At 40.1% G+C, this 13,545-nt stretch carries 12 protein-coding genes; 4 read left to right on the top strand and 8 right to left on the bottom strand.

Annotated elements, in window-relative coordinates:
* The first annotated feature begins 48 nt into the window (after positions 1-48).
* Positions 49-372 (top strand): hypothetical protein, encoded by a 324-nt coding sequence (locus B7E05_RS19070; RefSeq protein WP_080875691.1) that lies wholly within the window; start codon positions 49-51, stop codon positions 370-372.
* Between the two features lie 106 nt (positions 373-478).
* Here B7E05_RS19070 and B7E05_RS19065 read toward each other — a convergent pair whose 3' ends face one another.
* The gene (locus B7E05_RS19065) at positions 479-1,252 is read right to left on the bottom strand and encodes an acetoin reductase (protein ID WP_080875690.1); all 774 of its coding nucleotides are present in this window, start codon (positions 1,250-1,252) and stop codon (positions 479-481) included.
* Between the two features lie 388 nt (positions 1,253-1,640).
* Here B7E05_RS19065 and B7E05_RS19060 point away from each other — a divergent pair, with 388 nt between their 5' ends.
* Entirely contained in the window at positions 1,641-2,411 is a 771-nt protein-coding gene (locus B7E05_RS19060; protein WP_080875689.1) for an SDR family NAD(P)-dependent oxidoreductase, read from the top strand.
* A 126-nt stretch (positions 2,412-2,537) separates the two neighbouring features.
* Here the strand turns inward: B7E05_RS19060 and B7E05_RS19055 are convergent, their stop codons facing one another.
* From B7E05_RS19055 to B7E05_RS19045, 3 genes are all read right to left on the bottom strand, one after another.
* Positions 2,538-3,386 (bottom strand): Rpn family recombination-promoting nuclease/putative transposase, encoded by an 849-nt coding sequence (locus B7E05_RS19055; RefSeq protein ID WP_080875688.1) that lies wholly within the window; start codon positions 3,384-3,386, stop codon positions 2,538-2,540.
* 73 nt (positions 3,387-3,459) lie between these two features.
* Entirely contained in the window at positions 3,460-3,780 is a 321-nt protein-coding gene (locus B7E05_RS19050) for a hypothetical protein (protein ID WP_080875687.1), read from the bottom strand.
* A 239-nt stretch (positions 3,781-4,019) separates the two neighbouring features.
* Entirely contained in the window at positions 4,020-4,574 is a 555-nt protein-coding gene (locus tag B7E05_RS19045; protein ID WP_080875686.1) for a TetR/AcrR family transcriptional regulator, read from the bottom strand.
* Positions 4,575-4,743: 169 nt separating this feature from the next.
* On the opposite strand from B7E05_RS19045, the gene B7E05_RS19040 reads away from it, so the two are divergent.
* Positions 4,744-6,819: an efflux RND transporter permease subunit gene (locus B7E05_RS19040; RefSeq protein WP_179134586.1), complete on the top strand. Its 2,076-nt coding sequence runs from the start codon at positions 4,744-4,746 to the stop codon at positions 6,817-6,819.
* Positions 6,803-8,608 (top strand): methyl-accepting chemotaxis protein, encoded by a 1,806-nt coding sequence (locus B7E05_RS19035; RefSeq protein ID WP_080875685.1) that lies wholly within the window; start codon positions 6,803-6,805, stop codon positions 8,606-8,608. The genes B7E05_RS19040 and B7E05_RS19035 overlap by 17 nt, the downstream gene beginning before the upstream one ends.
* Positions 8,609-8,631: 23 nt before the next feature.
* Here the strand turns inward: B7E05_RS19035 and B7E05_RS19030 are convergent, their stop codons facing one another.
* The 4 genes from B7E05_RS19030 to B7E05_RS19015 form a co-directional block, all read right to left on the bottom strand.
* Positions 8,632-9,678, bottom strand: coding sequence for an ABC transporter permease (locus B7E05_RS19030; RefSeq protein ID WP_080875684.1), 1,047 nt, complete (start codon positions 9,676-9,678; stop codon positions 8,632-8,634).
* A 96-nt stretch (positions 9,679-9,774) separates the two neighbouring features.
* Positions 9,775-11,274: a sugar ABC transporter ATP-binding protein gene (locus B7E05_RS19025; protein ID WP_080876372.1), complete on the bottom strand. Its 1,500-nt coding sequence runs from the start codon at positions 11,272-11,274 to the stop codon at positions 9,775-9,777.
* Positions 11,275-11,331: 57 nt separating this feature from the next.
* On the bottom strand, positions 11,332-12,318 hold the full coding sequence (locus tag B7E05_RS19020; protein ID WP_080875683.1) for an ABC transporter substrate-binding protein: 987 nt from the start codon (positions 12,316-12,318) through the stop codon (positions 11,332-11,334).
* A gap of 206 nt (positions 12,319-12,524) precedes the next feature.
* Complete coding sequence (locus B7E05_RS19015; RefSeq protein WP_080875682.1) at positions 12,525-13,535, bottom strand: Gfo/Idh/MocA family protein; 1,011 nt, start codon at positions 13,533-13,535, stop codon at positions 12,525-12,527.
* Positions 13,536-13,545: the final 10 nt, after the last annotated feature.

Below are 13,545 nucleotides of genomic sequence, written 5' to 3'. Positions count from 1 at the left end.
TCGCATTCATTTATTAGAGAAAAACAGTTCTAAAAAGGGGGGATATGGATGAATATTGATTTTGTAAAGGTAGAAGTGCTGATGGCAGAGGAGTATATCAGTGTTTTACGGGAGCAGCTTCATGAACATGGATTTTTACACTATGGCAATCAGGACAACGTTCTTTCTTATACAAAATATAAACATTATTCCCGACCCTTGGAATTTGCATCATTGGAAATGTCTGTACCTATCGAAAGCGAATGCTTACAAACCGTTTGTAAGGCAGAATTCCGCTGCATGATTCACCAGGTTGAGAAGGTAAAGAAAATCATCCATGATCTCCATCCGAGTGAGTGCCCGGTTATGTATTTTATTCCCATACTTGATTAGTGAAAAGCAGCCGTATCTCAATGATAACGGCTGCTTTTAGTGCATAAAAAGCAATTTAAGATGTTTCTTTTTTGCGGAATAAAAATTTCAACGGTTTCCTCGGTTATTATCTATACACAATTCCGCCGTCTGTGATAATAGCCTGTCCTGTAATATAATCGGAATCATCAGAAGCTAAGAAGGAAACAAGGTTTGCAACATCCTCAGGTTCTTGAGAACGTCCCAGTGAGATGCCGTCAACAAACTGCTTATAAGCATCTCCGCGTTCCATATTGTCATAGTATTTTACCATTTCTTCATCAATACGATCCCACATGGATGTACCTGCTACACCTGGGCAATATGCATTGACGCGGATATTATCTGCTGCCAGCTCTTTGGAAGCCGTATGCGTGAAAGAACGGACCGCATGCTTGGTAGCAGAATAAGTACCCAGCATTTCATACGATTCATGCCCGGCAATACTACATGCATTAATTACTTTTCCTTTTGTTCCTTGTTTAATAAATTGTTTTGCTGCAGCTTGTGTGCCAAATACAGTTCCGTTCACGTTTACTGAAAAAGTTTTATTCAGTTCATTCTCATCAATTTCAAGGAACGGGGAAACAACGTCAATCCCTGCATTATTTACAAACACATCCAGCTGTCCAAACGCTTCTACTGCTTCTTTAACCAGATTAAATTGGTCATCGCGTTTAGACACATCACCGGAAATGGCAACAGCATCAGCGCCGGCATCTTTAAATTCGTTTAACGTACTATCCAGCATTTCTTTATTAATATCATGCAGAACAATTTTGAAGCCGTCTTCACTAAGCCGTTTTGCTATTCCTTTTCCTAGTCCTCCTGCAGAACCAGTTACAATTGCTACTTTTGACATAATAAAATTCCTCCAAGTTCATTTTAAATGGAATGTATGACTGATATCTCTATTATGATTCCCTTTTTGATATGATTGAAACAAAATAAGGCAGTGCTAATACATTATTTTCTCCTATTTACACTGGGAGAAAAGGTTGACAGCCGTGTTAGATAGTCTTCTGTATATCGAGGAAGGGATTCATTAAAATTGTTTATAAGGTGAGTTTGTACAGTACAGATTATTTTATGTATGCATATGTGCACATGTAACTTTTTGTCAGGGAGATGAATTCCATAGTGATAAAAAATATTTTCCACTATATTCTCAGCATGGAGAGGGTCTTTTTTGACAACTCTAAAAATGAAAGCGTATGCTTTAGGTAGTAAAATAAAGGGAGGAAATAAAATTGACTACACTAGAAGGGAAAGTTGCGATCGTAACTGGTGGAGCGTCCGGAATCGGTTATGCCATGGTGCAAAACTTGGTAGAAGCTGGTGCGAAAGTAGGGATAGCAGATTTAAATGAAGAAAAATTGAAAGAGCTGGAGCAACACCATAAAGGAAATGTATTAGGTGTTGTAACAAATGTTACGAAAGAAGAAGATATTAAAAATCTTGTTCACAAAACGACAGAAGCATTTGGCGGACTTGATATGGCCTTTAACGTTGCTGGTGCATCTAAATCAGGAGCAATCATTGATCAGCCGGAAGAAGATTGGAATTTCACGGTTGATTTATGTTTGAATGGGGTCTTCTTATCGTTAAAACATGAAGCAAAATACATGAAAGAACATGGCGGCGGAGCAATTGTCAATGTTGCTTCTTTAAATGCACATGTTCCAATGCATTACGGAGCAGCTTATTCTTCTGCAAAAGCCGGAGTGGAGATGCTCACAAAAAATGCGGCGCTCGAAATGGCCAAGCATGGCATTCGTGTCAATGCTATCCTGCCGGGACTGGTATCCACACCACTGACTTCTGATTTAACAGATGTTAACGCCATTAATGAAGCTTATTTGGATCGTATTCCTATGGATAGAGCCGGGGATCCAAAAGAAATAGCCGGCCCAGCGTTATTCCTTGTTAGTGATCAAGCATCCTATGTTAACGGAGCCAGCTTAATTGTAGATGGTGGATGGGCTGTGACTGGATACCCGGATTTAAGCAAGTTTATGTAATGCCGGAATCGAAGACAGGATTGCTAACAATTCGTTAAATATATCTTTATCCACATTTATGCAGGAAGAAAACCAAAACTTTCTTCCTGCATAAAAAATGGGCAACTTGCTCGTTTTGCTTGCACATTAATCTTTAAGTGATTTCCGAAGCGTTTTTACTTCTTCAAGATGAAGCCTGGTTAATTCAGATATTTCGTCGTCTGAATAATTTCGTTTTAACAGCTGCTTAGCAAAATGTTGCTTCTCTTCTAGTTTACCCTGTTCTATACCTTGTTCTATGCCTTGCTCTATTCCCTGTTCTATACCTTTCTCCAACCCTTCTTTGGTTGCTTTTTCTTCAATTTCTCTGTACAGTCTTCCGAACGTGGGGGTATCTCTCAACTTTTCTAAACCCATGATTTTTTTCTCCTCCTTTTCGTCTTGTGCGATGGGTAATGTTTCATACAATTGTTCCTGCAAGTCCGGTGGAATCAGCATCATATAATCAATAAAATACAATAAAGCTGCAAGATAGTTTGTGCGATGTGAATATTTTTCAAATGTCAGGTTGAGCAGCTGCTGTTTAAATTGGTATCTTTTTTGGTTGGCTTCGTCTGTCTTCTTCTTGTTCTGACTGGCATAAATCCCGGCAAGCACGGCTAAAGCAAATGGGTTATCTGATTTTTTCAGTTCTTCCGGATCTTTTTCATGAAAAAGATAGGTATTATAGGCATAGGTTAGTTCCGTGCCGTAAAAAGCGTAATGGAACGCTTCTTTATGCTCCTCTTGGCTGACGTCGGTCAACAGAGCAATAGAGTAAATCGGGCGTTTCGTCTTGTCGTAAATCCGGTAAAAATATTTAAACATGCGCTCGGCAAATTCATCTTTGCCAGCCGCCTGCACTTCAATATGAATAAAGATATATTTTTCCTCTCCGTTCTTTAGTTGAACGTTGACGATTTTATCTGAATACTTGGTTCCTTTTTTGTGTTTCATTATAAAGAACGAAAAGCGCAAAGCACCCGTTTAAAAACGTAGAGATTGGAGCGGCGTAACTGAGATAAAGGAATCACGGTGAGGTAACGAACCGATGATGACTTATCGTAGGGCACGACGTGAAATCTCCTAGTTTTTGGTGCTTGGAGCTGGACATGGCTATTCCTGGATAAAAATTTAATTTCGGAAAAATTATATATTTTCTTATAAATTGAAAAAGCTCCAGATTTTCGAAATGCACTCCTCGTTCAAAATCAATTTCCGGCGATAAATCCGGTGCAAAAAATTCCATAAATTCTTGAAACAATGCTTCAATTAAATTTTTCCAGAGTCCATCATAATCAGGATTCTTTGCGTGATAACGGTTTGTATTTTCTTTGACTGTGTTTAGCATTATTTTACCACATCCCCCAGCAATAATAAATTTGTTTTCATCCTATTGGTTTTATAGGGGGAAAGCAAAGTGCTAAAATGGAATTTTTATTGTGAAAGACGGAATGAAAAACGTAATTTTGATTCCGTCTTTTTGCGTTTTTAACCATCTAATGTGATGTATATTAGATTTTTAATGTATTTTAGAAAAAATTTACCGTGATAAAATTTGAGCAAATCCCGATAGCTTTTTCATCATGTTCAACACGGTTTACTCATTTCCGCAATGATTTTAGCCATCTCATCGACAGACTCCTTCATGCCGCTTTCCAGCCAATATTCAATCACGGTAATACTGCCGCTGATGGAATAAATCGTAAGGTACTTGGCAGCTGTTTTACTAATTTTATATTCCGGTTCACTGAAATTATTCATAATATGCGTCTGGGCAGCATACATGACTTTATATGTGAATCTTTTATTGCCGTGCTCGCTGAAAAGAATCCGGAAATGTTCGTGCCGGCTGTAAACATACTCAAGCAGGTATGTTAGCATCGCTAATGCTTCCTTTTCTTTTGTATAGTCGTATTGCATTAATGCCTGGTTCATTTCATCAACAATCTCATCTTCCACATTGGTCAATAAATCATATTGATCTGCGTAGTGGCTGTAGAAGGTAGAACGGTTAATGTCCGCTTGTTCACATATTTCTTTTATGGTAATAGAGGAAATTGGTTTTTCTTTTAACAACTCCATCAGACTATTTTTTAGGGCCATTCTTGTATAACGTTTTCTGCGGTCGAGTTTTTGAGTCATGATTGATTAACTCCTTTTATGAACAAAGTATGAAATTTTAGCTGTTATCCAACAAATCATAGATTTTTGTTGTGGAACGTACATATTTTATGCAACTGTTTGTTGTCTAACTGACAGTGTGTCTTTATAATAATAAATTATATGAATGAAATCAGCAAGGTAGTGAGGAATGACTGTGGCAAATTTAATTATTCGTTTTAAGAAAACAATTGTAACCATTTTTATAACACTTATGATTCTTTCCTTGGCAGGAATACTGTTTGTTGATGTGAATTACGATATGCAGGATTATCTGCCGGATGAAGCAGAATCGACACAGGCTTTAGAAATAATGGAAGAAGAATTTGATAGTGGCATCGCAAATGCAAGAGTTCTAGTCGGGGATGTCTCGATTCAGGAAGCGATGGAATATAAAGAAGCGCTAGATGCGATAGATGGTGTAACAGAAGTTCTCTGGCTGGATGATGTGATGGATATCCAGACACCGATTGAAGTTTCGGATACAGATACGGTGGAGACCTATTATAAAGATGACAATGCTCTTTTTTCTGTTACGATTGCTAACGGAGAAGAAGTGGATGCTACCAATGCTATTTATGACTTGATTGGCGAAGAAAATGCTGTTTCCGGTGAAGCAGTGAATACCGCGACAGAGCAGGAAATGACCGGGACAGAGAGCATGTATGCTGCAGCGCTTCTCGTGCCGATTATTATCATTATCCTGATTCTGTCTACAAGCTCATGGATGGAACCAGTGTTTTTCCTAACAGCTATCGGTGTTTCTGTTTTAATTAACTTAGGAACAAACATATTTATTGGAGAGATTTCGTTTGTCACCCAATCGGTAGCCCCGATATTGCAGCTTGCCGTATCTTTGGATTATGCGATCTTCTTATTGCATAGTTTTCAAGATTACCGGAATAAGGATTATAAACCGGAAGCTGCGATGAAATCAGCTATGAAAGAGTCATGGCCGGTTATCGGCGCTAGTTCTCTGACCACGATTTTCGGGTTTGCGGCGTTATTATTTATGCGTTTTGAAATTGGATCTGACTTAGGGTTAAACCTAGTAAAAGGAATCATTTTAAGCTTAATCAGTGTCATGATTTTCCTGCCAGCCTTTACCCTTGTATTTTATCGCTGGATTGACCGTACGCAGCACCGTCCATTTATACCAGCGCGTTTTGAAGGTTTAGGAAAAAAACTGTTGAAATTAAGGTTGCCTGTCCTGATTTTAGTATTTCTTCTGCTTGTTCCGAGCTTTTTGGCACAAAGCAGTACAACATTCACATATGGAATGGGAGAAACGCCGGAGGATACACGCCTCGGAGCGGATATAAGACAAATTGAAGAAAGTTTCGGGGAGTCAACTTCTATCGTATTACTTGTTCCGAACAATGACGTTGGAAAGGAACAGGAAATGGTTCAAAATTTGGAAGATGTCAATCAGGTGTCCTCTGTCATCAGCTATGCAACCATGGTTGGCAGTGTCATCCCGCAGGACTTTTTAGATGAAGAGGCGACGGAACAATTTCTGTCTGAACATTACAGCCGGATTATTGTGAATACTGAAGCAGGAACTGAGGGAGATCTTCCTTTTGCTATTGTGGAAGATGTGCGGGATATTGCTTCTTCCTATTATGGAGAGGAAGCAGTTGCATTAGGAGAAAGTGCGTCTCTGTATGACATGAAGGAGATCGTTTCCCAGGATAACCAGCTGGTGAATCTGTTAACGATTCTTGGAGTAGGGATTGTGCTGTTATTTAATTTCCGTTCCATTTCTTTCCCGATTGTATTACTGCTGGTTATTCAGGCAGCGGTCTGGATGAACTTGGCTATTCCATATTTCACAGGCACTCCGCTGGTTTTTATCGGTTATCTGATAGTTAGTACGGTACAGCTGGCGGCAACGGTCGATTATGCGATATTATTAACGGAAACATATAAAAATTATAGAAGATATATGCCAAAATGGAAGGCAATCAAAATGACATTGGATGATAAAATTTTCTCCATTGCCGTTTCGGCATCCATTTTATCCATCGTCGGATTTGTTTTATGGATGACTTCTTCCAATCCAGTTGTCGGTTCTATCGGCTTACTGTTAGGAAGAGGAGCACTCTTGGCATTTATTCTTGTTATCACTTTACTGCCTGCATTACTTGTATACAGTGATACTTTGCTACAAAAGACATCGTTAGGAATGAAGTTTCGCAAGGAGGAAAAACATGAAGACAACAACTAAATGGATTTGGCTCACATTGGCTCTATTCTTTATTCCATGGATGAATACAGCCTTTGCGGCGTCTTCAGACGATACAGATGAAGAAGCGGAAGTGGAAGAAAAGAATGAGGTTATCTACGCGAATTTAGCAACGGGCGGCACATTAGAAAATATCTATGTTGTCAATGGATTTGAACTTAATCAGACAGGGATTATAGAAGACTATGGCAACTATGAATCGATCAAAAACTTAACGGATACGGGGGAAATGGAGCAAGACGGAGATAAAATTCGTATGGAAGCAACAGAAGATAATTTTTATTATCAGGGAAACCTTTCGCGGGAATTACCTTGGAATTTTTCCATTCACTATTATTTAGATGGAGAAGAAGTCGATCCACAGGAGGTAATTGGCGAGTCAGGTTCGGTAGACATTGAAATAGAAGTGGAAGAAAATGAAGAAGCTGAAGAGAATGTCTTCTTTGACAATTACATGCTGCAAATATCCCAGCCGCTTAATACGGACTATTTCTATAATGTGGAAGCGGAAGATGCAACGATCGCCAGTTCAGGAAAAGATCAACAGATAGCATTTACCGTGATGCCGGGAGAGACGGAAACATTGACCATTCATGCAGATACAGACCAATTTGAGATGGAAGGGATGGAAATTTCCGCATTGCCATCATCCTTTTCTGTTGACGGGCCCGACACGGATTCTCTTACAGAAGAATTTCAGAGTTTAACTGATGCGATTGCTGACATTAATCAAGGTGTAGGTGAGCTTGGTGATGGAGTCAGCGGATTGTCCGGCGGTTTAAGTGATTTAGAAAATGGTTCTTCTGAATTTCAAGATGGTTTAAATGAGTTGAATAATTCCAGTGGTGAATTAACGGGTGCGTCGGAAGAAATAAATAATGCATTTCAGTCTGTACAAGAGGAAGTTGGCCAATTTACAGGCGTGGATGGAATAGAAGAATTAAGTAGTATGACAGAAGCTGCGTCAGGTATGGCTTCAGAGATGGAAAACTTAGCTGACGAATTGGATACATTGTCAGCAGGATATGGGGATGCGAAAGAAGCATTAAAAACAGCTATGGATGACATACCGGAAGCAACACTGACTGAGGAGGATTACCAGGCATTATATGATAGTGAGCTGGATTCAGAGATGGTTGATGAATTGATTGGTACCTATGAAGCTGCTCAAGATGCCTTAGCTGTCTATAATGAATCCGTGGAATCGTTTGATGCCGTGGAACCGACACTGGATGAATTTCAAACTTCTACCAGTGATATTGCCAATAATGTCCGTGATTTTGCCGATGAATTAGACCAGTCTGTTGGAGAAATAAATATTGATGAAGGGCTGGATGAATTTATAACAAGTGTCGATACGATGGCAGACAATTATAATCAATTCCATGAAGGGCTGGTTTCCTATACGAATGGAGTAGGTGAACTCAGTACTTCTTATGCGGACATTCATAATGGAATTAGCGAATCTGCATCAGGTTCGAGCGAACTTGCTAATGGCGCTGATGAATTACAGGATGGAACCAGTGAGTTGTATGATGCTACACAAAATATTCCTGATGAGATGCAGGAAGAAATTGATAAGATGATTTCGCAATATGATAAATCCGATTTTGATCCAGTATCTTTTGTATCTGAAGACAATGATGATATTACCAACTCGGTTCAGTTTGTGATTCAAACAGACAGTATTCAGCCGGAAGAAGATACAGAAGATGTAGAAGAAGAGGAAGAGGACGAAGGGTTTTGGGATAAATTAATGAATTTGTTTTAATGAAGGAAACCGCATGACAAGAGTCATGCGGTTTTTTCCTTTCGCTGTAACAGCACAGCTGCAATGACAATTATTCCTTTAAACGCATCACGGAGCAATGGAGGGACTCCGAAGAGATTAAGCAGATTGTTCAGCACAGATATAATTAACACCCCGTAAACGGTTCCGAGAATAAAACCCCTTCCGCCCATCATACTTGTACCTCCCACAACTGCCGCGGCAATGGCATCCATTTCCATACCACGCCCTGATCCAGCAAAATCCATCGAACCAATCCGGGAAACTTGAATAATAGCAGCAATGGCTACCAGCATTCCGGATAAGGCATAAACGCGGTATTTCACTTGTTTCACATTAATTCCGGAGAGCCTGGCTGCTCTTTCATTGGAACCGACTGCGATAATCTGTCTTCCAAAGGTAGTGTTTTTAGAAATATAATACAGTATTGCCGCGATGATAGCCCAGTAAATAATAGGCATAATCATATAGTCTCCGATTTTAAAGTTGGCAATTTGTAAAAATTCAGCAGGGACACGTGGAGCGGAACCTTGCATGAAATGCTGTGTTACGCTGCGGAAGACCATCATTGCTCCTAAGGTGGCAATGAAAGGCGGCACCATTCCTCGTGTGACCGTCACCCCGATGAGGGAACCAAGTAAATAGCCAAAAAGAATAACAAGCAGGATCGTTACCAGAATAGCGAGCCATCCAGAGATACCGATAGAATGTAAGAGACCGCTTGTTCCAACATCAAGCAACGTCATCGTCAGTGCCCCTGTTGCTACAAGTGTTGCCCCCACCGCTAAATCGATACCGCCTGTCATAATAACAAACGTCATTCCAAGCGCAATAATGGCTACACTGGCATTGTTCCGCAAAATATTAATCCAGTTATTGATCCAGGAAGTAAACCATTCGCCAAATGAAGGGTAGTCAAAACCCAATACAATCGTTTGTAAGATAATCATAACAATCAGCGCTATAAAAATACTAAATAATGGGCTGGTGGACCATCGATGTTTAAACCAAGTGATAAATGAGTGAAAATGACTCCTGCTTTTTTCTACCAAAAGGTACACCCCTTTTCGTTACGGAATAAAAGAAACCGATACAGCGGGACAGCTGCTGTTGTTAGCTATTGGCTGGATAATGGTGATCTGGTTGAATCAAACCGTTGAAATGAAAGCATCACCGCCTGTAGCCAATTCCATAATAGCTTGTTCATTCATTTCCACGCCTTCCAGCTCTCCTTGCAGACGCCCGTGATACATGACATACGTTCGATTACAAAGTCTTAATATCTCATTTGCTTCACTTGAAAGAATAATGACCCCGATTCCTTCATCAGCTAAACGCAGGATAATATCATATATATCTTCTTTCGCCCCAACGTCTACTCCTTGCGTGGGATTATCTAAAATCAAAATGCGTGGGTCTGTTGAAAGCCATTTAGCTAGAACAATCTTTTGCTGGTTCCCGCCAGAGAGATGCAAGATACTGTTTGAAGAATCCGTCATCCGTATCTTAAGTTGCTTTCGAAGTGCATCTAACTTTTCTTTATGGATGGCATTTTGGATAATTCCCCATTTTGCATGTCTCTTCCAAGAGGCGATGGCACTATTCTCAAGAATATCCATATCCTTAATAATGGCGTTTTCCTTTCTGTTTCTTGGAAGATACCCAATCCCATTTTTGATAGCATCCATGGTTGTATGAATGTGTATTTCGTTTCCGTAAAGAAATAGTTTTCCGGATGAAATATCATCTGCTCCAAAAATAGATTGAAACAGTTCACTGCGTCCGTCGCCTAAAAGGCCGGTAAAGCCAACCACTTCCCCTTGATGAATCGAGAAAGAGATATTGGAAAAAGCTGCGTTATACGTTAGCTTTTCTGCGCGCAAGATTTCTTCGCCGCGGTCACGCTGCTGAACCAATTGATCGGTCCGGACATCATAGCCTACCATAAAACGGGCAAGATCCTTTGTTGTTACATCGCTGACCAGCCCTTCAGAGACAAGCTTGCCATCCCGGAGTACAGTATAAGTGTCACAAACTTCAATAACTTCTTTTAATTTATGCGAAATAAAAACGATACCGACCTGCTGCTCTCGTAAACGCCGCATCATGGTAAATACACGTTCGATTTCAGAATCCGTGAGCGATGTCGTCGGTTCGTCCATGATAATGACAGAAGCATTCATGGTAACCGCACGACAGATTTCAATGATTTGTTTATAGGAAGCATCCAAATCTTTCACAAGCGTACGGGGGTCAAGATCTACATGCATGCGTTCAAAGATTTCCTTTGTTTCCTGAATCATTTTCTGGTGTTGGACGCGTCTGAATCCTTTTTTATAATCACTTTCTAAAAACATATTTTCATAGATTGGCAGATCATTGATTAAATTTAGTTCCTGATGAATAAAGGAGATTCCCAGATTAATGGACTGCTCGGGGCTGGTTAAGGACCTTTCTTTCCCATCTGCATATATACAGCCTGCATCCGGCTGATGAATACCGCCTAAGATGTTCATCAGGGTTGATTTTCCGGCGCCATTTTCCCCAAGCAATGCACAAATTTCGCCTTCTTTAATCGAAAGGGAAACATCTTTTAGAACATGATTTTTACCAAATGACTTTTGAATGTTTTGTAATTCTATAAGCATGTCATCACCTCGAAGCAATGGATGGAAAGGAAGCAAGAGCTCCTGCTCCCTTTTGGATTAATACGGTGAATTTTCATCCAGGAATTCTTCATAGTTATCCCGGTCAACGACAGTGGTTGGAATGATGGTCTCTTCTTCTACATCTTCGCCATTTAGAACATCTATTGCGATGTCAACAGCATCTTTTACCATAATAGGGCTGTATAATGCGGATTGAATCCAGACATCTTCATTTTCTGGCATCATTTCAAAATATTCCTGCATGCCACCACCGCCGGTAACGACTTGAATATCTGTTCTTCCTGATTCTTGAATTGCCTGCAGGACACCGACAGAAGTCTCGTCGTCAATCGAATAAACGGCATCAATCTCCTCAACAGAAGTCAGGATATCGGAGAAGTCAGCTAATCCATCTTCCCGCGTGAATTCTGTAGCATATGTCATCAGGTTCATATCTGGAGCAATTTCTGCCATGGCTTCCTCGAATCCTTTTGTTCGTAATTCAGATACCGATCCGGATGAAGGCACTTCAAGGACAACCACATTTCCTTCCTCTCCAATTTTATCTACAATGTAATTCGCTCCTTGGACTCCCATATCTTCATTATCGCCTGCGACACGGTAAACGCCTTCCACATCAATCGCGATATCAAAGTTAACGACGGTTATCCCACTGTCAATGGCATTTTGAATCGGGACTTCCATGCCTTCCCATTGTGGGAAAGCTACGATGGCATCTGCTCCCCAAGTCGTTAAATCATCCAATTGGGAAGTCATTTGTTCCGCATTACTGCTGGTTTGAATTTGATAATCGACTTGATCGCCTAATTCTTTTACGCGTTCTTCGGCATGATAAGCAACTGCAGCAACCCAGCCATGTGTTACTTCTGGAGCAAGAATACCGATTTTATATTGCTCTTCCGCTTCCTTGCTGTCATTTCCGTTATCTTCTGCCGCCTCACCAGAATCATTTCCCGACCCACAAGCAACCAATAAAAGCATGAGAAAAACCATTATTAAAAAGCCCAAACTTTTTTTCTTCATAGGAAACCTCCTCGATTTATGCATCTTTAGGTAATGCTTTACATCTAGCATAGAGTGACCGTTTACCGTCAGCTTAAGCGGGTAATATGGAAATCTGGTTCATTGGATGCGGGAAACGCCCCCTTTCCTTCAAATAAGCGGCAGAAAAAATTATTTTACCATTAGAGAAATGGCCTACAGCATGATATTCTGCTCTATGAAATCCATTACATCTTCTTTTTCTGGATAATTGCCTCCAGCAGTCGTAAGGACTTTAATGCATCTTCTCCGCTGACAATAGGTTTTTCATTTGTTTGAATACAATGGATAAAGGCATCGATGATTCCTGAGTTTGTTTGATTTGTGTTGGTTTGAATCGCTTCTAAAGCATAATAGACTTTTTCGCCATTCTTCTTTTCAATAATGAGCGGGTACTCCTTATTGTGGTATATCTTTATGATTCCTTTCTGGCAGTAAATGGTAGTAGAGTTATTTTCTTCGCCGTAATAAGTCCAAGAGAAAGTGGCAGTGCCAATACTACCTTTCTCTGTTTTTAAAATACAGACAACATTGTCATTTACTTCAATGGGACGATTGTTTTCATCTGTTTTATCTAAGGTGGCTGTATAGGAATGAATGTCGGTTATCTCGTCATCCAGCAGATAAAAGAGCAAATCCAGTTTATGAATACCTAAATCGCCTGCTGCTCCGAAATGAGAACGGTCTTTTTTAAAAAACCAGGTTGCATTTGATTTCGTCGCTCCCCAATCTTCCGGACCACTATGTCCAAAAGTGGTTTGAAAGGATAAAATATCACCAAGCTCTTTTACTTGAAGGATGTCACGTGCTTTTTGATGCGCTTTTGTCAAACGTTGATTGTGGTCAACCATGAACAGCTTTTTTGCCTTTTTCGCTGTAAGTACCATTTCTTCTGCCTGTTTAACGGTAGTAGCAATCGGTTTCTCACAAAGAACGTGCTTGCCGGCTTCTAGAGCTTTTATGGTATGAAAATAATGTGCTTCATTCGAAGAGCAGTCACTGATGGCATCAATGGTTGCGTCTTGAAGTAATGCCTCCAGGGACGAAGCAGTTCTTCCACCGAATAATCGAACCATTTCTTTTGCACGTTCGGTATTTCTGTCATAGAAAACAATCTCTTCAATAGATGGATTTGCTGTATATTCTGGAGCATGCCGGAAACGTGTAATCGATCCGCAACCAATAATCCCTACAATCATTTCGAACCCT

This window comes from Oceanobacillus timonensis (assembly GCF_900166635.1).
GTDB lineage: Bacteria > Bacillota > Bacilli > Bacillales > Amphibacillaceae > Oceanobacillus > Oceanobacillus timonensis.
Note: the sequence above shows the minus strand (reverse complement) of the source record. Positions and strands in the feature narration are given on the sequence as shown.

What these genes read in the sequence shown, in the direction of transcription:
- B7E05_RS19020 (WP_080875683.1), bottom strand. Translation starts at nt 12,318, where the DNA reads ATGAAGAAAAAAAGTTTGGGCTTTTTAATAATGGTTTTTCTCATGCTT.
- B7E05_RS19070 (WP_080875691.1), top strand. Translation starts at nt 49, where the DNA reads ATGAATATTGATTTTGTAAAGGTAGAAGTGCTGATGGCAGAGGAGTAT.
- B7E05_RS19055 (WP_080875688.1), bottom strand. Translation starts at nt 3,386, where the DNA reads ATGAAACACAAAAAAGGAACCAAGTATTCAGATAAAATCGTCAACGTT.
- B7E05_RS19040 (WP_179134586.1), top strand. Translation starts at nt 4,744, where the DNA reads ATGACTGTGGCAAATTTAATTATTCGTTTTAAGAAAACAATTGTAACC.
- B7E05_RS19050 (WP_080875687.1), bottom strand. Translation starts at nt 3,780, where the DNA reads ATGCTAAACACAGTCAAAGAAAATACAAACCGTTATCACGCAAAGAAT.
- B7E05_RS19045 (WP_080875686.1), bottom strand. Translation starts at nt 4,574, where the DNA reads ATGACTCAAAAACTCGACCGCAGAAAACGTTATACAAGAATGGCCCTA.
- B7E05_RS19025 (WP_080876372.1), bottom strand. Translation starts at nt 11,274, where the DNA reads ATGCTTATAGAATTACAAAACATTCAAAAGTCATTTGGTAAAAATCAT.
- B7E05_RS19065 (WP_080875690.1), bottom strand. Translation starts at nt 1,252, where the DNA reads ATGTCAAAAGTAGCAATTGTAACTGGTTCTGCAGGAGGACTAGGAAAA.
- B7E05_RS19035 (WP_080875685.1), top strand. Translation starts at nt 6,803, where the DNA reads ATGAAGACAACAACTAAATGGATTTGGCTCACATTGGCTCTATTCTTT.
- B7E05_RS19015 (WP_080875682.1), bottom strand. Translation starts at nt 13,535, where the DNA reads ATGATTGTAGGGATTATTGGTTGCGGATCGATTACACGTTTCCGGCAT.